At 69.1% G+C, this 19,071-nt stretch carries 15 protein-coding genes; 9 read left to right on the top strand and 6 right to left on the bottom strand.

Annotation, left to right across the window (positions count from 1 at the left end; all coding sequences use genetic code 11):
- Window positions 1-103: 103 nt before the first annotated feature.
- The 9 genes from pgi to H7A85_RS14820 all read left to right on the top strand — a co-directional run bounded on the left by pgi (window position 104) and on the right by H7A85_RS14820 (window position 13,497).
- Window positions 104-1,723, top strand: a complete 1,620-nt coding sequence (gene pgi, locus H7A85_RS14860) for a glucose-6-phosphate isomerase (protein ID WP_244631218.1) — start codon at window positions 104-106, stop codon at window positions 1,721-1,723.
- Window positions 1,724-1,730: 7 nt separating this feature from the next.
- Window positions 1,731-4,220, top strand: coding sequence for a glycogen/starch/alpha-glucan phosphorylase (locus tag H7A85_RS14855; protein WP_182086733.1), 2,490 nt, complete (start codon window positions 1,731-1,733; stop codon window positions 4,218-4,220).
- A gap of 160 nt (window positions 4,221-4,380) precedes the next feature.
- Window positions 4,381-5,649 carry a glucose-1-phosphate adenylyltransferase gene (gene glgC / locus H7A85_RS14850; protein WP_182086732.1) on the top strand — a complete coding sequence of 423 codons (1,269 nt, stop codon included), beginning with the start codon at window positions 4,381-4,383 and terminating at the stop codon, window positions 5,647-5,649.
- Window positions 5,646-7,094, top strand: a complete 1,449-nt coding sequence (glgA, locus tag H7A85_RS14845) for a glycogen synthase GlgA (protein ID WP_182086731.1) — start codon at window positions 5,646-5,648, stop codon at window positions 7,092-7,094. The genes glgC and glgA overlap by 4 nt, the downstream gene beginning before the upstream one ends.
- Window positions 7,091-8,719, top strand: coding sequence for an alpha-D-glucose phosphate-specific phosphoglucomutase (locus tag H7A85_RS14840; protein WP_182086730.1), 1,629 nt, complete (start codon window positions 7,091-7,093; stop codon window positions 8,717-8,719). Before glgA ends, H7A85_RS14840 begins: the two co-directional genes overlap by 4 nt.
- 11 nt (window positions 8,720-8,730) lie before the next feature.
- Complete coding sequence (locus tag H7A85_RS14835; protein WP_182086729.1) at window positions 8,731-9,306, top strand: DUF2585 domain-containing protein; 576 nt, start codon at window positions 8,731-8,733, stop codon at window positions 9,304-9,306.
- A complete protein-coding gene (gene glgX, locus H7A85_RS14830; protein WP_182086728.1) occupies window positions 9,303-11,327 on the top strand; it encodes a glycogen debranching protein GlgX in 2,025 nt (674 codons plus the stop codon). The genes H7A85_RS14835 and glgX overlap by 4 nt, the downstream gene beginning before the upstream one ends.
- 64 nt (window positions 11,328-11,391) lie before the next feature.
- Window positions 11,392-13,221 (top strand): DNA mismatch repair endonuclease MutL, encoded by a 1,830-nt coding sequence (gene mutL, locus H7A85_RS14825; RefSeq protein WP_182086727.1) that lies wholly within the window; start codon window positions 11,392-11,394, stop codon window positions 13,219-13,221.
- Between the two features lie 57 nt (window positions 13,222-13,278).
- Window positions 13,279-13,497, top strand: coding sequence for a DUF2093 domain-containing protein (locus H7A85_RS14820; RefSeq protein ID WP_182086726.1), 219 nt, complete (start codon window positions 13,279-13,281; stop codon window positions 13,495-13,497).
- Here H7A85_RS14820 and lpxK read toward each other — a convergent pair.
- The 6 genes from lpxK to H7A85_RS14790 are packed head-to-tail and all read right to left on the bottom strand — an operon-like array spanning window position 13,437 to window position 19,011.
- Window positions 13,437-14,495: a tetraacyldisaccharide 4'-kinase gene (lpxK, locus tag H7A85_RS14815; protein ID WP_182086725.1), complete on the bottom strand. Its 1,059-nt coding sequence runs from the start codon at window positions 14,493-14,495 to the stop codon at window positions 13,437-13,439. The two genes, H7A85_RS14820 and lpxK, sit on opposite strands and share 61 nt — an antisense overlap.
- Window positions 14,492-15,814: a lipid IV(A) 3-deoxy-D-manno-octulosonic acid transferase gene (gene waaA / locus H7A85_RS14810; RefSeq protein WP_182086724.1), complete on the bottom strand. Its 1,323-nt coding sequence runs from the start codon at window positions 15,812-15,814 to the stop codon at window positions 14,492-14,494. The genes lpxK and waaA overlap by 4 nt, the downstream gene beginning before the upstream one ends.
- A complete protein-coding gene (locus H7A85_RS14805; RefSeq protein WP_244631209.1) occupies window positions 15,811-16,578 on the bottom strand; it encodes a lysophospholipid acyltransferase family protein in 768 nt (255 codons plus the stop codon). The genes waaA and H7A85_RS14805 overlap by 4 nt, the downstream gene beginning before the upstream one ends.
- An 18-nt stretch (window positions 16,579-16,596) precedes the next feature.
- Window positions 16,597-16,833, bottom strand: a complete 237-nt coding sequence (locus H7A85_RS14800) for a DUF4170 domain-containing protein (RefSeq protein ID WP_182086723.1) — start codon at window positions 16,831-16,833, stop codon at window positions 16,597-16,599.
- A gap of 49 nt (window positions 16,834-16,882) precedes the next feature.
- On the bottom strand, window positions 16,883-17,677 hold the full coding sequence (locus tag H7A85_RS14795) for a 3'(2'),5'-bisphosphate nucleotidase CysQ (protein WP_244631208.1): 795 nt from the start codon (window positions 17,675-17,677) through the stop codon (window positions 16,883-16,885).
- Entirely contained in the window at window positions 17,674-19,011 is a 1,338-nt protein-coding gene (locus tag H7A85_RS14790; RefSeq protein ID WP_182086722.1) for a TldD/PmbA family protein, read from the bottom strand. Before H7A85_RS14790 ends, H7A85_RS14795 begins: the two co-directional genes overlap by 4 nt.
- Between the last annotated feature and the right edge of the window lie 60 nt (window positions 19,012-19,071).

Genomic DNA, 19,071 nt, shown 5'->3' with positions numbered 1-19,071 from the left:
AAAACGCACTATCCTCCGACGCTCGAACGACCCGCGCCCGTCGGCCGGGGCCCCAAGCGATGGACGAAACCGCGTGAACGACACGATTGCCCTGAACGCCGCCGTGGATCAGTTGAAGGCCCGTGGCGAGGCGACCGCCAAGGCCGGCGCCCGGAGCCTCTTCGCCGCCGACCCCGAGCGCTTCCGCAAACTGTCGTTCCGCCATGACGACCTTCTCCTCGACCTTTCGAAGACCGCCCTTTCCGCCGACGATCTCGGCGCCCTGCTCGCCTTTGCGGGAACGGTCGGCGTCGAGGCGCGGCGCGACGCGATGTATGCGGGCGCACGCATCAACACCACCGAGAACCGCGCCGTGCTTCATGTCGCCCTCCGTGCGCGCCCGGAGGACGGCTTTGCCGTCGATGGCCAAGCGGTCGGCGCCGAGGTGGAATCCGTGCTCGAAGCCATGTCGCGCTTTGCCGAAGGCATCCGCTCCGGCGAGATCCAGGGCGCGACCGGCAAGGCGATCACCGACGTCGTCAACATCGGCATCGGCGGCTCCGACCTCGGCCCCGTGATGGCGGCGCTGGCGCTCGCGCCCTACCATGACGGCCCGCGCACCCATTTCGTTTCCAACATCGACGGCGCGCATCTGGCCGACACGTTGAAGGGCTTGGCAGCCGAGACGACGCTCTTCATCGTCGCTTCCAAGACCTTCACCACGATCGAGACGATGACCAACGCGCAGACCGCTCGGGCCTGGGTGGCGGGTCAACTCGGGGAAGCGGCGGTCGGCGCACATTTCGCGGCCGTCTCGACGGCGCTCGACAAGGTCGGCGCCTTCGGCATCGGCGAAGAGCGCACCTTCGGCTTCTGGGACTGGGTCGGCGGGCGTTATTCCGTCTGGTCGGCGATCGGCCTGCCGGTGATGATCGCCATCGGGGCGAAGCGCTTCCGCGAGGTGCTGGAGGGTGCCCGCGACATGGACCGCCACTTCAAAGACGCACCGGCCGAGGCGAACCTGCCGATCCTTCTCGGCCTCGCCGGCTGGTGGCATCGCGTCGCACAAGGTCATCCGACCCGCGCCATCATCCCCTACGACCAGCGCCTGTCGCGCCTGCCGGCCTATCTCCAGCAGCTCGACATGGAATCCAACGGCAAGCATGTCGGCCTCGACGGACGGCCGACGCCGACGCCGACCGGCCCCGTGGTCTGGGGCGAGCCCGGCACCAACGGCCAGCACGCCTTCTTCCAGCTTCTCCACCAGGGCACCGACATCGTGCCGGTGGAGTTCATTGTCGGCGCCAACGCGCACGAGAACGACCCGACGCTGCGCGTCCACCAGGACCTGCTTCTCGCCAACTGCCTCGCCCAGTCGGAAGCACTGATGAAGGGCCGCACGCAGGAAGAAGCCCGCCAGCAGCTCCTGGCCGCCGGCCGCTCGGAAGCGGAAGCCGAGCGCATCGCCCCGCACCGCGAATTCTCCGGCGATCGCCCCTCGATCACCATCTTGCACGACAAGCTGACGCCCTTCGCCTTCGGCCGCCTCGTCGCCCTCTACGAGCACCGCGTCTTCGTGGAAGCGCAGCTCTTCGGCATCAACGCCTTCGACCAGTGGGGCGTCGAGCTCGGCAAGGAACTCGCCACCGGCCTCCTGCCCGTCATCCAGGGCGAGACATCCACGGAAGGGCGAGACTCCTCCACCGCCGGCCTCGTCGCCGCCATCGCCAACCTTCGAACCTGAGATCCCCATGACCGCCGCCACTCTCAAAGCGACGCCCGCTCAGCTTCCCGTGGGCGACAAGTCCAAGCCCCGCCTCAACGACGCCGACACGATCGCCGAGGAGATCGTCGAGAAGCTCACCTATTCGATCGGCAAGACGACCGGCGCCGCGCGCCTGCACGACTGGCTGGAAGCCACCACGCTCGTGGTCCGCGACCGGATCATCGACAACTGGTTCGACTCCACGATCGAGACCTACCAGACGCAGGGTAAGCGGGTCTGCTACCTGTCGATGGAGTTCCTGATCGGGCGCCTCCTGCGCGACGCGATATCCAATCTCGGTCTCACCGACCCGATCCGCGAGGCGCTGGCGCGCTACGGCGTCGAGCTCGACCTCGTCGAGCTTCTGGAGCCGGACGCGGCGCTCGGCAACGGCGGCCTCGGGCGCCTCGCCGCCTGCTTCATGGAATCCATGGCCTCCACCGGCGTGCCCGGCTACGGCTACGGCATTCGCTATGTCCACGGCTTCTTCCGCCAGGAGATCGTCGACGGCGCGCAGGTCGAGCTGCCCGAAACCTGGCTGAAGCACGGCAACCCGTGGGAGTTCGAGCGCCGCGAAAGCTCCTACGAGATCGGCTTCGGCGGCAAGGTGACACAGGTCGAGGAAGGCGGAACCCTGCGCTCCGTCTGGCGCCCGGCCGAACGGGTTCTGGCCGTCGCCTACGACACGCCGGCCGTCGGCTGGCGCGGCGGCCACGTCAACACGCTGCGCCTCTGGAGCGCGCAATCGCTCGACCCGATCCTCCTCGATGCCTTCAACGCGGGCGACCATATCGGCGCGCTTCTGGAGGCGAACAAGGCGGAAGCGATCACCCGCGTCCTCTACCCCGCCGATTCGCATCAGGCGGGCCAGGAGCTGCGCCTGCGCCAGGAGTTCTTCTTCTCCTCGGCCTCGCTCCAGGACATCATCCGCCGCCACCTCGCCCAGTACGACGACCTGACGAATCTCGCCGACAAGGTCGCGATCCAGCTCAACGACACGCATCCGGCCGTGTCGGTCGCCGAGCTGATGCGCCTTCTCGTCGACATCCACGGGATGGAATGGGACGCGGCCTGGGAGATCACCCGCGCGACCTTCTCCTACACCAACCACACGCTTCTGCCGGAAGCCTTGGAAACCTGGCCGATCCATCTCTTCGAACGGCTCCTGCCGCGCCAGATGCAGATCATCTACCAGATCAACGCAGGGGTCCTGCGCGAGGCGACGCAGGGCCAGGGCTTCGACGACGCCACGATCTCGGCGATCTCCCTGATCGACGAGGGCAACGGGCGGCGCGTTCGTATGGGCCAGCTCGCCTTCGTCGGCAGCCACGCGGTGAACGGCGTGTCGGCGCTTCATACCGAGCTGATGAAGGAGACCGTGTTCCACGATCTCCACAGGCTCTACCCCTCGCGCATCGAGAACAAGACCAACGGCGTCACGCCGCGCCGCTGGCTCTTCGAATGCAACCGGGGCCTGACGCGCCTGATCGAGAAGACGATCGGATCTAGCTTCAAGGACGACATCACCCAAATCGCCAAGCTCGACCCGTTCAGCGAGGATGCCGCTTTCCGCGACGAGTTCGTGCGCGTCAAACGCGAGAACAAGCAGCGCCTCGCCACCCTCGTCCAGGAGCGGCTCGCCATCACGCTCGACCCGGCGGCGATCTTCGACATCCAGGTCAAGCGCATCCACGAGTACAAGCGCCAGCTCCTCAACATCCTGGAAACGGTGGCGCTCTACGAGCAGATCCGCTCGCTGCCCCATCTCGACTGGACGCCGCGCGTCAAGATCTTCGCCGGCAAGGCCGCGCCCTCCTACGCGCAGGCCAAGGAGATCATCCATCTGGCCGGCGACGTCGCGCGCGTCATCAACTCCGATCCGACCGTTCGCGGCCTTCTGAAGGTCGTCTTCATCCCGAACTACAACGTGTCGCTCGCCGAGATCATCATGCCGGCGGCCGACGTGTCGGAGCAGATCTCCACCGCCGGCCTCGAAGCGTCCGGCACCGGCAACATGAAGTTCGCCCTCAACGGCGCGCTCACCATCGGCACGCTCGACGGCGCGAACGTCGAGATGCTGGAGCATTTGGGTGAGGACAACATCTTCATCTTCGGCCTGAAGGCCGACGAGGTGGCCAAGCTCCGGAGTGAGGGCCACAACGGGCAGAGCGTCATCGACCGCCAGCCGCTCTTGCGCTCGGCGATCGAGTCCATCCAGTCCGGCGTGTTCAGCCAGGGCGAGACGGGCCGCTACGCCGACCTGATGAACGCCATCCGCGACCGCGACTGGTGGATGATCGCCGCCGACTTCCGCGCCTACTGGGACACGCAGCGTCAGCTCGACGTCCTGTGGAAGGACACTGCCGCCTGGAACGCCAAGGCCGTGCGCAACACGGCGCGCATGAGCTGGTTCTCCTCCGACCGGTCGATCCGCGAATACGCGCACGACATCTGGAAGGCGGGCCCGGACGCCTGAACCGGCGTCCTGTGCCGCAAATTCTGTGCCCAAACGAACCTTTCCACTGGTGGAAGGTTCGTTTTCCGGCTCTATCCTAGCGTGAAAGGTCGTTGAACAAGGCCTTCACCCGGCAGGCCCATTCGGGCGACACGCTGCGGGGCGCATGGAGGGAACGGGAATGGCGGACTACCGGCGCGCGGGACCGATCGCACGCGACACCATGGCCTATGTCTTGGCCGGGGGTCGCGGTTCGCGTCTGATGGAGCTGACGGACGACCGGGCGAAGCCCGCCGTCTACTTCGGCGGCAAGTCGCGCATCATCGACTTCGCCCTGTCCAACGCCATCAACTCCGGCATCCGGCGCATCGGCGTCGCGACGCAATACAAGGCGCACTCGCTGATCCGCCACCTCAACCGAGGCTGGAACTTCCTGCGGCCGGGCCGCAACGAGAGTTTCGACGTCCTGCCCGCCTCGCAGCGCGTGTCGGAAGACCAGTGGTATGCCGGCACGGCGGACGCGGTCTACCAGAACATCGACATCATCGAGGCCTACGCGCCCGAATACATCATCATCCTGGCAGGCGACCACGTCTACAAGATGGACTACGAGATCATGCTCCAGCAGCATGTGGACACGGGCGCCGACGTCACCATCGGCTGCCTCGAAGTGCCGCGCATGGAGGCCGTCGCCTTCGGCGTCATGCATGTCGACGAGAAGAACCAGATCACCGCTTTCGTGGAAAAGCCCGCCGACCCGCCGGCCATTCCGGGCCGCCCGGACACGGCGCTGGCGTCCATGGGCATCTACGTCTTCAACACCAAGTTCCTGGCCGCGCAGCTGCGCCGCGACGCGTCCGACCCGCAGTCGAGCCGCGACTTCGGCCACGACATCGTGCCCCATGTCGTCAAGCATGGCACCGCCTTTGCCCACACGTTCTCCTCCTCCGTGGTGCGCTCGGAGGCCGAATACGGCTCCTACTGGCGCGATGTCGGAACGGTGGACGCCTACTGGCAGGCCAATATCGACCTCACCGACGTCGTGCCCCAGCTCGACATCTACGACCGCGACTGGCCGATCTGGACCTATGCCGACGTCACCCCGCCCGCCAAGTTCGTGCATGACGAGGACGGGCGGCGCGGCATGGCGATCTCCTCGCTGGTCTCGGGCGACTGCATCATCTCCGGCGGCTCGCTCCATCGCTCGCTGCTCTTCACCGGCGTCCGGCAGAACTCCTACTCCGTGCTCAACGAGGCCGTGGTACTGCCCCATTGCCATATCGGGCGCGGCGCGCGCATCACGCGCGCCATCCTCGACCGCGGCGTCCACATCCCCGACGGCCTCGTGATCGGCGAGGACCCAGCCGTGGATGCGCAGCGCTTCCGCCGCTCGGCGAGCGGCATCTGCCTCGTCACCCAGCCGATGATCGATCGGCTCGCCCAGGGATGACCCAAGTCCTCTCCGTTTCGTCGGAGGTCTTCCCGCTGATCAAGACCGGCGGGCTCGCCGACGTCGCCGGCGCCCTGCCGCTGGCGCTGGAGCGCGTCGGCATCCGGACCCGCACGCTCCTGCCGGCCTATCCGTCGGTTCTGGCGCAGGTCGAGGGCGGAACGCAGGTCGCCGCCTTCCCCGATCTCTTCGGCGGTTCGGCGCGCGTTCTCTCGACGAGCGTGTCCGGGCTCGACGTCCTGCTTCTCGACGCGCCCCATCTCTTCGACCGGCCGGGCGGCCCTTACGTCGGGGCCAACGGCTACGACCACCCGGACAACTGGGCGCGCTTCGCCGCCCTGTCGAAGGCGGCCGCCCTGATCGGCACCGGGGCGGTGGAGGGGTTCCGGCCCGACGTCGTCCATGCGCACGACTGGCAGGCGGCGCTCGCGCCCGTTTATCTCGAACACATGGGATCGGACCGGCCGGCAACGGTCGTCACCATCCACAACCTCGCCTTCCAAGGCGCCTTTCCGCAGACGATCTTCGCCGAACTCGGCCTGCCGGATGCCACCTGGAGCGTCGACGGCGTCGAATACTACGGCTCGGTCGGCTTCCTGAAAGGGGGCCTTCGCGCCGCCGACCGGATCACCACGGTGAGCCCGAACTATGCGCGCGAGATTCTGACGGCGGAAGGCGGCATGGGTCTCGACGGCCTTTTGCGCGGGCGCGAGGATCGCTTGTCCGGCATCGTCAACGGCATCGACGTCGAGACCTGGAACCCCGACGCCGACCCGCATGTCGCCGCCCCATTCGATCGCGACGCCCTGTTTCGCCGCGCCATCAACAAGCGCGCGCTGGAAGCCGAGTTCGCGCTGGAAGAGGACGACACGCCGCTTCTGGCCGTCGTTTCGCGCCTCACCTGGCAGAAGGGCCTCGATATCCTGGCCGAAGCCTGCGACGACATCGTCGCGGCCGGCTGCCGCCTCGCGGTCGTCGGCTCGGGCGACCGGCTCCTGGAGGGCGCCTTCCTGTCGGCCGCCGCGCGCCATTCCGGCCGCATGGGCGTTCGCATCGGTTACGACGAGATCCTGTCGCACCGGGTCCAGGCGGGCGCCGACGCGCTGCTGGTCCCATCGCGCTTCGAGCCCTGCGGGCTGACGCAGCTCTACGCGCTTCGCTACGGCTGCCTGCCCGTCGTCGCCCGTGTCGGCGGCCTCGCCGATACGGTGATCGACGCCAACTTCGCGGCGCAGAACGCAGGGGTAGCCACCGGCATCATCTTCGCGCCCGTCACGCGCGAGGCGCTGATGGAAGGGATCGCGCGCCTTCTCGAACTCTACGCCGACGCGTCCACCTGGCGCGACATGCAGCGAACGGCCATGTCCAGCGACGTGTCCTGGACCGCCAGCGCCCGGCGCTACGCCGACCTCTACCAAGGCCTTCTTCAGGAACAGAGCCGATGATCCGCACCGTCGCGACCAAGCCCTTCGGCGACCAGAAGCCCGGCACCTCGGGCCTTCGCAAGAAGGTGCCGCATTTCCAGCAGGAAAACTACGCCGAGAACTTCCTCCAGTCGATCTTCGACGCGGCGGAGCGCCCGGCGGGATCGGCGCTGGTGATCGGCGGCGACGGGCGATTCTTCAACGCCGAAGTGATCCGGCGCGCGATCCGCATGGCGGCCGCCAACGGCGTCGCCAAGGTGATCGTCGGGCAGAACGGCATCCTGTCGACGCCGGCCGCCTCCAACCTCATCCGCCAGCGCAAGGCCGCCGGCGGCATCATCCTCTCCGCCTCGCACAATCCCGGCGGACCGGACGGCGACTTCGGCATCAAATACAATATCGCCAACGGCGGCCCGGCCCCGGAAGGGGTGACGGAGGCGATCTACAAGCGCACGCAGGGCATTTCCGAATACCGCATCTGGGACGGCGACGCGCCCGACCTGTCGGTGGTCGGCACGAGCCGGCTCGGGGACATGGAGGTCGAGATCGTCGATCCCGTCGCCGACTACGCCGCGCTGATGGAGACCCTCTTCGACTTCGGGAAGATCCGGGCCGCCATCGCGAACGGGCTGACGCTGCGCTTCGATGCCATGCATGCGGTGACGGGTCCCTACGCCCACGAGATCCTGGAGCGGCGCCTCGGCGCGCCCGTCGGCACCGTTCTCAACGGCGTGCCGTCGGAGGACTTCGGCGGCGGCCATCCCGATCCCAACGTCGTCTGGGCGGCCCCGCTCGTCGACCTCCTCATGGGCCCGACGGCGCCCGATTTCGGCGCGGCGTCCGACGGCGATGGCGACCGCAACATGATCCTCGGGCGCGGCATCGTCGTCACGCCCTCCGATTCGCTCGCGGTTCTCGCCGCCAACGCGCATCTGGCGCCGGGCTACGCCAAGGGCATCGCCGGCATCGCCCGTTCCATGCCGACCAGCGGCGCGGCCGACCGCGTGGCGAAGAAGCGTAGCATCGGCATCTACGAGACGCCGACCGGCTGGAAGTTCTTCGGCAACCTCCTCGACGCCGGCAAGGTCACGATCTGCGGCGAGGAAAGCGCCGGCACGGGGTCCGACCACGTGCGCGAGAAGGACGGGCTCTGGGCGGTGCTCCTGTGGCTCAACATTCTCGCCGAACGCGGCCAGTCGGTCGCCGAGATCGTGGAGGGGCACTGGGCCGAGTTCGGGCGCAACTACTACCAGCGCCACGACTACGAGGAGGTCGACAAGGCGGCCGCCGAGGAGCTGATGGATCACCTGCGCCAGCGCCTCGCCTCCATGGCCGGCCAGCGCTTCGGCACGCTCGTCGTGTCGGAAGCCGACGACTTCTCCTACAAGGACCCGATCGACGGCTCGGTCTCGACCGGACAGGGCGTTCGCATCGTGTTCTCGGGCGGCTCGCGCATCGTCTTCCGCCTGTCGGGCACCGGCACGGTCGGCGCGACGCTTCGCGTCTATATCGAGCGCTTTGAGCCCGACCCTGCCCGCCACGACCTGTCCGTCGAGGAAGCGCTGCGCGAGCTCGTCGAGACCGCCGACGTGATCGGCGAGATCCGGAAGCGAACGGGGCGCGCCGAACCGGACGTGCGCACCTGAGCACCGTTTCGATGAACGCGTCCGCGCGCCGCATCACGCCCTGGCACGTCGCGGCGACGCTTGCCGTGGTGGCGGGGGCGGCGATCGTGCTCCTCGCGATGGGCCGCGTGCCGATCTGCGAGTGCGGATACGTCAAGCTCTGGCACGGCCAGGTCGTAAGTTCGGAAAACTCGCAGCACCTGTCGGACTGGTATTCGCCTTCGCACCTGATCCACGGGCTCCTGTTCTACGGCGTCCTCCATCTCGTGGCGCGTCGGCAGCCGATGGGGCTGCGCCTCGTGATCGCGACGGTCGTCGAGGCCGCCTGGGAGATCGTCGAGAATACCGACACCGTGATTCAGCGCTACCGCGATGCGACGATCGCGCTGGACTACTACGGCGACAGCGTCATCAACTCGGTCTCCGACATCGGCTTCATGATCCTCGGCTTCTTTCTCGCCTCCCGCCTGCCGGTGTGGCTGAGCGTCGCGATCGCCGTCGGTTTCGAGATCCTGACCGCGTACCTCATCCGCGACAACCTGACCCTCAACGTCCTGATGCTGGTCTATCCTATTCAGGCGGTGCGCGATTGGCAGGGCGCGCTATGAGGCGGATCACGGCGGAGCGCGGCTGCCCGGAGCGGCTGGGGGCGAGCCTCGGGGCCGAAGGCGTCCATTTCGCGGTCTTCTCCGCCCATGCCGAGCGTATCGAGCTGTGTCTCTTCGAGCCCTCCGGCATCGTGGAGGCCGAGCGCCTCACCCTGCCGGGGCGTGCGGGCGACGTGCATTTCGGCTTCGTGCCGGGGCTTCGCGAAGGTGCGCTCTACGGGCTTCGCGCCTATGGGCCGTTCGATCCCGCGTGCGGCCATCGCTTCGACCCGGTCAAACTCCTCGTCGACCCCTATGCGCTGCGCCTCGACCGGCCCTTCGTCTACCATCCCCATCTCGGTGCCCCGCCATCGCGCGCCATCGACACCGCCCCTCTGATGCCGAGGGCCGTCGTCGCCGCACCGCACCGCGCCGGCCCGCCCCTGCCCTTCGCATCACCGGGCTTCACCTACGAGCTTCTGGTGCGCGCCTTCACGCAGCGACACCCTGAGGTTCCAGCCCCCTTACGCGGCACGCTCGGCGCGCTCGCCGAGCCCGTCGTCCTCGACCATTTCCAGAAGCTCGGCGTCGAGACGGTGGAACTGATGCCGCTGGCAGCCGCGATCGACGAGCGGCATCTCTCCGCGCTCGGCCTGTCCAACGCCTGGGGCTACAACCCGGTGACGCACATGGCGCCCGATCCGCGCCTCGCGCCGGGCGGCTGGGCGGAGGTGCGCCGCACCGTCGAGGCGCTGCATGCGCGCGGCATCCGCGTTCTTCTCGACACCGTCCTCAACCATTCCGGCGAGAGCGATCACGGCGGGCCGACGCTCTGCTATCGCGGGCTCGACAACGCGACCTACTACGCCGCCTCGCCGGGCGAGCCGGACCGGCTCGTCAACCACACCGGCACCGGCAACATGTTCGACTTCGCCGCCGAGCCGGTGGCGCGAATGGGGATCGACGCGCTTCGCGCCTGGGTGGACTACGGCGGCATCGACGGGTTCCGCTACGATCTCGGCACGGTTCTGGGTCGCGGCGCCGATGGGTTTCGAGCCGATGCTCGGTTCCTGCAAAAGCTTCTGTCCGATCCCGTCCTCAAGGATCGGCTGCATGTCATGGAGCCCTGGGACATCGGCCCCGGCGGCTATCAGGTCGGCGCCTTCCCGACACCGTTCCTCGAATGGCAGGATCGGTTCCGCGACGACATCAGGCGCTTCTGGCGCGGCGAAGCGGGGCTTGTCTCCGCGCTCGCCACGCGCCTGTCCGGCTCGCCCGATCTCTTCGCCGGCGGCGGGCGCGACGCCAGCCACGGCGTCAACTTCGTCGCCGCCCATGACGGGTTCACGCTGGCCGACATCGTCGCCTTCGAGGGAAAGCACAACGAGGCCAACGGCGAAGGCAACCGCGACGGGCACGGCGAAAACCATTCCTGGAACAACGGCACCGAGGGAGAAACCTTCGACCCCGCCATTCTGACGGCGCGGGCCCGCGACATTCGCGCCCTTCTGGCGAGCGTGTTCGTTTCGCGCGGCAACCCGATGATCGTCGCCGGCGACGAGATGGGCCGCACGCAAGGCGGCAACAACAACGCCTATGCGCAGGACAACGAAACGATCTGGGTGGAATGGAACGCCGCCGACGAGGCGCTCCTCGCCTTCACCGCTCGGCTCGCGAAGCTGCGCCGCGACACGCCCGCGCTCTCGAGCCTCGCCTTCCTGACCGGCGCTTCGATCGAGGGCGAGCCGGACGTCGTCTGGCTGGGAGCCGGCGGCGAGCCCATGGCGCCGGACGAATGGAGCGACGCCGGGCGGCAATGGCTCGGCGCGCGGTTCGCGGCCCCGGGCTCGACCGCCATCGTTTATCTCAACGCCGCCCGCTCGCCGCTCGAGCTTCGCCTGCCCGAACCCGCCCCGGGACGCACCTTTCGCCTCGCGCTCCGCTCCGACCGGCCGGAGGCGGAGGCGGAAGCCCTCGCGCCCGGCGCGCCCTTCGAGATCGGCGCGCGCTCCGTCACCGTGATCGTGGAGAGCGTCGGCTGAAGGTTTGCTCAGAAGGGCGCGTGCGCCTATGTCTGACCCTTCGATCCGTCCCCCGAGCCGCCCCATGCCGATCCGCCAGCTGTCCGAAACCCTGATCGACCAGATCGCCGCTGGCGAGGTGGTGGAGCGGCCGGCGAGCGTCGTCAAGGAACTCGTCGAAAACAGCCTGGACGCCGGCGCCACGCGCATCGAGATCACAACGGCGGGCGGGGGCAAGAGCCTGATCCGCATCGCGGACGACGGCTGCGGTATCCCCCTGTCCGAGCTGCCGCTCGCCGTTCGCCGCCATTGCACGTCTAAGATGGAGGCCGGGCTCCAGGGCATCGAGACGCTCGGCTTCCGCGGCGAGGCGCTGCCCTCGATCGGCTCGGTGGCGCGCCTCTCCTTACGCTCGCGCGCCAGGGGAGCGGAGGGGGCGCACGAGATCCTTGTCCATGGCGGCCGGCAGGAAGGGCCTCGGCCCGCGCCCTTGTCGGCCGGCACGGTGATCGAGGTGCGCGACCTCTTCCACGCCGTGCCCGCGCGCCTCAAGTTCCTGAAAAGCGACCGGGCGGAATCCGCTGCGATCACCGAGGTCGTCCGGCGCATCGCCATCGCCTTTCCCGGCGTCCGGTTCGAGCTGTCGGGCGAGGATCGCGCGACCCAGATCTTCGAGGCCGTCGAGGAGGCCCATGCGCTCCGGCGCATCGCCGGGATCGTCGGCGACAGCTTCGCCGACAACGCCTTCGCGCTGGACGCGGTGCGCGAGGGCGTCCATCTGAGCGGCCATGCGGGCCTGCCGAACTTCCATCGCGGCACGGCGCAGCACCAGTATCTCTACGTCAACGGGCGCCCGGTGCGCGACCGGATGCTCCTGTCGGCGCTGCGCGGCGCCTATGCCGACGCGATGCCGCGCGACCGGCATGCCGTCTGCGTCCTGTTCTTGGCGATCGACCCGCGCGATGTGGACGTCAACGTCCATCCGGCGAAAGCCGACGTTCGCTTTCGCGACCCCGGCCTCGTGCGGGGCCTCATCGTCGGCACGATCCGCGCCGAGCTCGCCCGGCTGGAGCTTCGGGGCTCGACGGAAGGGGCGAGCGGGCTGATGGCGCGCTTTCGGCCGGGCGGCGGGACCGCGCCGGAGCCTGGGCCGGCACCGCGTCCCGCCCCGTTCGCGGGCTTCGACGAGCGTCCCCATGAGCCCTACGAGATCGAGCGCTCGCCCTCGCGCCCCCTCGATGCCGGCTGGAGCGCACCGCGCCCCTCGTTCGGCGGCCTCCAGCCCTCGGCGCGCGCCGAGCTCGTGGCCGACCCCGCTCCGCCGGAGCGCGCCGAGTTTCCCTTGGGCGCGGCACGCGCGCAGATCGGCAAGGCGTTCATCGTCGCCGAAACCGGCGACAGCCTTGTCCTCATCGACCAGCACGCCGCGCACGAACGCCTCGTCTACGAGGCCTTGAAGGAGGCGATCCATGCGCGCCCGCTCCCCTCGCAGATGCTGCTGATCCCCGACGTCGTGGACCTGACGGAGGCGGAGGTCGAGCGCCTTTGTGCGGAAGCCGAGACGCTCCAGCGCTTCGGCCTGCATCTGGAACGCTTCGGCTCCGGCGCCGTGATGGTGCGCGAAACGCCGGCGCTGCTCGGCGAGGTGGATGCGGGGGCCCTCGTTCGCGAGATCGCCGACGAACTCACCGAAACGGGATCGGGCGCAGGGCTGAAAGACCGCGTCGACCATGTGGCGGCGACCATGGCCTGCCACGGCTCGGTGCGCGCCGGACGGCGGCTTCAGGGGGCGGAGATGAACGCGCTCCTGCGCCAGATGGAGCGCGTGCCGGCCTCGGCCACCTGCAACCACGGAAGGCCGACCTTCATCGAACTGAAGCTTGCCGATATCGAGCGCCTGTTCGGCCGGCGTTGACTTGAACGCCCGCCCGGCCGCACAAGGCATCCTGATCTTTCTGCGAGACGTGTGACGATGATGAACCGGATGGACGGCGGCGGCGAGGCCAAGCTGCACTATGGCGACGGCGACTTCGAGGTGGTGCGCCCCGGCAGCTTCGTGCGCTGCGCGGTGACGGGCGAGGCGATCCCGCTCGACCTCCTGAAATACTGGAGCGTCGCGCGCCAGGAAGCCTATGCCGACCCGGCCGCCTCGCTCCAGCGCGAACTGGAAGCCGGCGCGCGCGCCTCGTAGGCCGCAAGGCAGGCGGCGAGAATGCGCCCCGGCGCGCCCTCGTCGTCGAAGCGAAGGGCGACGGCGAGAACGCGGGCGCGGCCGGCAAGCTCTCGCGCCGCCGGTCCGCCGTCCAACAGGCGAACGTGATCCTTGGCGGTGGTGACGGGCACGAGATCCTTCGCGTCCGCCTCGCGCAGAAGCGCGGCCGCATCCTCTTCCGTGAACGGATGATGGTCGGGAAAGTCTCGGGTTCCCGCGATCTCCGCCCCCGTCTCGGCCAGCGAGCGGTGGAACTTCAAGGGGTCGGCAATGCCAGAGAAGGCGAGACAGCGCAGGCCGTAGAACCCCTCCTCCTCGGCCACCAATCGGGCACGGTGGACGGGCTTGCCGTCCCGCTCGGCGCGAGCGGCGACCTCACGACCTGCCTCGCCCTCACCGACCAGGAGAAGCGCGTCCGCCAGCGGCCATTGCGCATGGAGCGGCGCGCGCAAGGGGCCGGCGGGGAAGGTGCGGGCGTTGCCGAGACCCCGCGCGCCGTCCACCACGAGAAGCGACAGGTCGGCGCGAAGCTGGGCGCTCTGGAACCCGTCGTCCATCAGGAAGAGATCGCACCCCGCATGGCGCAGGAGCATGGTGCCGGCCCAGCGATCGGGCGACACGGCGGTGGGCGCCTTGTCAGCCAGAAGCAGGGGTTCGTCGCCGACGAGGCGCGCGCCGTGCCGCTCCCGGTCCACCAGAAGCGGAATACGCGCCTGGCCGCCGTGGCCGCGCGTCAGAAAACCGGGATGGTGCCCCGCCGCCTTCGCGGCTGCAGCCAGCGCCAGGGCGGTCGGCGTCTTGCCGCCGCCGCCCATCGTGAAGTTGCCGATGCACAGGGTCGGCGCCCCCGCTTCGCGGCGCGGCGCCTCGCGCAGACGCTGCGTGGCCACGCGCCCGTAGAGTTCGGCGGCCGGCCAAAGCAGTTCGGTCTGCCAGCCGGCGGGCCGGAACCAGAAGCCGGGCGGGCGGAGCTTCATCGCCCCTCGCCGCGCCGGTCCATTGACACGGCGAGCCGGAGCGGCAGGAGATAGGGGTCGAGCGCGTTCAAGGTGCGCTTGAGCGCCCCGCCCATCTCCTCGACACTGTCGAGCGCGGCCGTCGCCATGGTGCGGCGCGTTTCGGGATGGGCGAACAGCTCGGCCACCGTGGCTTCGAGGTCGGCGGCGTCCGCGACGATGCGTGCCCCGCCCCGCTCCAGAAGCCGACCATAGATGTCGCGAAAGTTCTGGACGAGACGGCCCGACAGGATCGCGGTGCCGAGGCGCGCCGCTTCCAAGGGGTTCTGCCCGCCTTCGGCCAGCAGCGACTTACCGACGAACGCGATGTCGGTGAGGCGGAGATAGAAGCCCATGTCGCCGATCGTGTCTCCCAGCAGGATATCGGTCGTCGGGTCGGGCAGTTCGCCCTGGCTCCAGCGCGCCACATGGAAACCACGAGCCGTCAGCATGCGATGCAGCGCGTCGGCGCGCTCCACATGGCGCGGCACGATGATCGTGAGGAGACGCGGCCGGTCCTCGCGCAGGTGCGCATGGATGTCGGCGGCCATGGCCTCCTCGCCCTCATGGGTGGAGATTGCGGCCCAGACCGGGCGGAGGCCGATCATCCGCCGCGCTTCTTCCAGATCCTCCCGGTTCACCGGGGGCGCCGCAATATCGGCCTTGAGATTGCCGACGACGGAGACCGAGCGCGCGCCGAGCAGATGATAGCGCTCGCCGTCGACATCGGACTGGGCGGCGATATGAGCGAAGTTTTCGAGGATCGCTTCGGCGACGCGCGGCGCCGAGCGCCAGCGCTGGAACGAGCGGTCCGACAGGCGGGCGTTGACGAGCACCTGCGGAATGCGCCTTCGGGCGAGCTCGCCGAGCGTCACCGGCCAGATCTCGCTTTCCGCGACGACAGCCAGATCCGGCTGCCAATGATCCAAAAAGCGCGACACGCAGGGTTTCAGATCGAGCGGCACGTATTGATGGATCATGTTGGGGCCGAGCCGCTCGGCGATCATCACCGCCGAGGTGACGGTGCCCGTGGTGATCAGAACAACGATCCCATCCTGCGCGATCGTGTGGGCGAGCGGCATGATGGCGAGGCTTTCGCCGACGCTCGCCGCATGCATCCAGATCAGCGGTCGGTCGTGCGGGCGGATCTCCGACGGGTGGCCGTAGCGCTCGCGCCGGCGCCCGCGCTCTTCCTTGCCCTTGGCGGCCCGCCAGGCGACATAGGAGCCGACGGCGGGATAGGCGAGCGACCCCGCGACACGGTAGGCCGACAGGGCCTTGCGGGCCCAGAAATCGCTCATGGCGCCCCTCCGTCGACGAGTTGCAGGGCGCGCCGGTTGGCGGCCTCGATGGCGTGCGTCACCGCCTCGCGCAGGCGCTTCATCTCGGCCTCGTCGGCCCCCGCCGGCACATGAATTGGCTCGCCCATGACGACCGCGATGCGCCCGAAGGGGAGCGGCAGGGTGGTGCGGTCCCAGCTGCGCTCCAGGACGCGCCGGCGGCTGGTGACGGCCGCGCTCGGGATGATCGGGCGCCCCGAAAGCTTGGCGAGCGTGACGATACCGAGCCCGGCTTCGCGCGGCGTCCCCTTCGGCACGTCGGCGATCATGCAGACGCCGAAGCCTTGGGCGAGCTTGCGTTTCAGGGCGATCAGCGCCTTGGCGCCACCCTTCTCGTGCGCCGCCTCGCGCACGCGCCCGCCCGAGCCACGCACGGTCTCGATGCCGAAGCGCTCCACCACGGCGGCGTTCAGCTCGGCGTCGGCGTTGCGCGACAGGAGTGCGACATAGGGCAGTTCGCGCGGGCGGAAGAACGGGGCGAGAAGGTGCTGCCCGTGCCACAGGCCGACGATCGCCGGGTGGTGGGCGGCCAGGATCGCGCGGTGGTCGCTGGAGCCCGGCAGCGGCTTCTGCGTCGCATGGACGAAGCGCAACGCGTCGTGGATCAGCCGGCCGCCGAGGCGCAGGACGGCGCCCGAGCGCATCCAGGCCTTGGAGCGCCGCTGGAGGCGCACCTTGAGCCGCTTGCGGGCCTTGCCCTCACCCGGGGCCGCGATCTCGTCCACGCAGGGTGCCCGCGTCCGTCAGGCGGTCTCGGGGTTCAGGAAGCGGTGGAGATGGACGATGAAGTACCGCATGGACGCGTTGTCCACCGTCGCCTGCGCTCGGCCCTGCCAGGCACGGTGCGCGCTGGCATAGTCCGGGAAGATGCCGACGATGTCGAGATCGGCCGCATCGCGGAAGTCCACGCCCCCAAGCGACTTCAGCTCGCCGCCGAACACGAGGTGGAGGCGCTGACGGGATTCTTCTTCGCTGGCCATGATCTCTCGTATCCCATCGTTGAAAGCGTTTCGAACCGTGACGCCGCCGTCACGTGTCTCGGGTCCCCCGGTCCGCGTAGGAGCGCAGGATGTCCAGCGCGGCCGGCGCGCCGGCCACGAGAACGCCATGCCTTTCCGGGACGGGATTGTAAAGGTGAAGCCCTCGGTCCAGCCCGACGAGCCGGCCGCCCGCGCGTTCCAGAATGAGGTCGGCCGCCGCGATGTCCCAGTCGTTGGCACGCGCCCCGACCAGCGTCCCGTCGAGCCGGCCGGAAGCCACCATGGCCAGCCGATAGGCGAGCGAGGGAATGGCGGGGGCGAAGTCGATCGCATCCGCGCCGAGGTCCTTCAGGGCGCGGCGCATCGGATCGGGCATGGACAGGCGGAGCCGGGGCCCGGGCGCGGCGATCGTCAAAGGTTCGCCGTTGAGCTCGGCCAGGCCGCCGGCATGCGCCGTGAACACTTCGCCAAGCGCGGGCGCGTCGAGGACGCCGGCGACCGGGCGACCGTTCGAGACCACCGCGATCGACACGCACCAAGTGTCTTCGCCGCGAAGATAGGCCCGCGTTCCGTCGATCGGGTCCACCACGAAGAAGCGGTCTTCGCCCTCGCCGCTGGGCCTGGCCGCGGTTTCCTCCGAAATCCAGCCGTAGTGCGGGCGCGCGTCGAGAAGCACGTGGCGCAGGTGGTCATCCACCGCGAAGTCGGCCTCGGAAACGGGCGAGGAGCCCTTCCACCAGACTTGCGGATCCTTCTTCCAGAAGCGCATCGCGATGCGCCCGGCCTCGGCTGCTGCCTCGCGCAGGACTTCCAGATCGGCCGCGTCGTCGTGGTTCCAGCTCAACGGCCCGCCACCGTCATTTCGCCGATCCGCAGCGTCGGCACCACGACGGAAAAGCGCTCATCACCGTCATCGGCTGGCTCGATGGCGAGCAGCATGTCGGCGAGGTTGCCGGCCACCGTGAATTCCGACACCGGCTCCGCAAGCTCGCCGTTCCGGATCATGAAGCCGGACGCGCCGCGCGAATAATCGCCGGTCACGAGATTGGCGCCCTGGCCGATCATCTCGGTCACGTAGATGCCCGAATGCGTGTCGCGGATCAGCTCGGCCGGCGTCAGCGCGCCCGGCGTCAGCGTCACGTTGGTGCTGGAGGGCGAGACGCCGGCGGACGAGCGCGAGGCGCGACCGTTCGGCTCGAGCTTCAATTCGCGCGCAGTGGCGCTGTCGAGGAGCCAGTGGCGTAAGGCTCCGTCTTCGACTAGCGCCAGCCGCTCGCCGCGAACACCCTCCCCGTCGAAGGGGCGCGAGGCCGCGCGGCGCGCGAGCGCCGGCTCGTCCACGAGGTCGAGGCCTTGCGGCAGGACGGGGGCGCCCATCCGGTCCTTCAGAAAGCTCGTGCCGCGTGCGATGGCCGCGCCGTTGATCGCGCCGAGGAGACTGCCGATCAGCCCACGCGAAACGCGCGGGTCGAGAACGATCGGGTAGCGCCCGGTCGCAACCTTTGCAGGTGTCAGACGGCGCACCGTTCGTTCGCCTGCGCGCCGGCCGATGGCGGCGGCGTCTTCCAGATCGGCGAAGTGGATGCGCGAGTCGAAGTCGTAGTCCCGCTCCATCCCCGTCCCCTCGCCGGCCACCACCGAAACCGAGCGCGAGAATCCGGAGCGCTGCCGCGCGCCCGAAAAGCCGGTGGAGGTGACGAGAACGAGGCCGGTCGCCCCGAAGCTTGCGGACGCGCCGCCCGAATTCGTCACGCCAGCAATGCCGAGCGCCGCATCTTCCAGCGTCCGCGCGGTCTCGACCAGCGCGTCGCTCTCGATCTCGGCGGGATCGAAGAGATCGAGGTCGGGGTAGGTTTCGGCCAGCCGCGAGGGGTCGGCAAGGCCCGCATAGGGGTCTTCCGGGGAAACGCGCGCCATGGCGACCGCGCGCTCGGCCAGACGATCGGCGTCGGCGCGAAGATCGGCGGAGACGGTCGCAACGCGCCGCCCGACGAAGACACGCAGGGAAAGGTCGTCGCTTTCCGAGGATTCGAGCTCCTCCAGCTTGCCCAGGCGCACCTGCGCGCCCCGCGATCGCGAACGGACCACGGCGGCGTCGGACGCGTCCGCGCCGGCCCGTTTCGCCGCCTCGATCAACCGCTGCCCGAGGTCGGCGAGGCGTCCGATATCGTCATTCATGGGAGAAACCGTCGAACCTTTTGCATCCGCACCATCTATTATGCCATTGGCTGGCTTCAA

Source organism: Aureimonas sp. ME7 (genome assembly GCF_903970965.1).
GTDB lineage: Bacteria > Pseudomonadota > Alphaproteobacteria > Rhizobiales > Rhizobiaceae > Aureimonas.
Note: the sequence above shows the minus strand (reverse complement) of the source record. Positions and strands in the feature narration are given on the sequence as shown.

Coding starts and splice junctions, on each gene's coding strand:
- H7A85_RS14855 (WP_182086733.1), top strand. CDS start 1,731: ATGACCGCCGCCACTCTCAAAGCGACGCCCGCTCAGCTTCCCGTGGGC.
- glgC (WP_182086732.1), top strand. CDS start 4,381: ATGGCGGACTACCGGCGCGCGGGACCGATCGCACGCGACACCATGGCC.
- glgA (WP_182086731.1), top strand. CDS start 5,646: ATGACCCAAGTCCTCTCCGTTTCGTCGGAGGTCTTCCCGCTGATCAAG.
- H7A85_RS14840 (WP_182086730.1), top strand. CDS start 7,091: ATGATCCGCACCGTCGCGACCAAGCCCTTCGGCGACCAGAAGCCCGGC.
- H7A85_RS14835 (WP_182086729.1), top strand. CDS start 8,731: ATGAACGCGTCCGCGCGCCGCATCACGCCCTGGCACGTCGCGGCGACG.
- glgX (WP_182086728.1), top strand. CDS start 9,303: ATGAGGCGGATCACGGCGGAGCGCGGCTGCCCGGAGCGGCTGGGGGCG.
- mutL (WP_182086727.1), top strand. CDS start 11,392: ATGCCGATCCGCCAGCTGTCCGAAACCCTGATCGACCAGATCGCCGCT.
- H7A85_RS14820 (WP_182086726.1), top strand. CDS start 13,279: ATGATGAACCGGATGGACGGCGGCGGCGAGGCCAAGCTGCACTATGGC.
- lpxK (WP_182086725.1), bottom strand. CDS start 14,495: ATGAAGCTCCGCCCGCCCGGCTTCTGGTTCCGGCCCGCCGGCTGGCAG.
- waaA (WP_182086724.1), bottom strand. CDS start 15,814: ATGAGCGATTTCTGGGCCCGCAAGGCCCTGTCGGCCTACCGTGTCGCG.
- H7A85_RS14800 (WP_182086723.1), bottom strand. CDS start 16,833: ATGGCCAGCGAAGAAGAATCCCGTCAGCGCCTCCACCTCGTGTTCGGC.
- H7A85_RS14790 (WP_182086722.1), bottom strand. CDS start 19,011: ATGAATGACGATATCGGACGCCTCGCCGACCTCGGGCAGCGGTTGATC.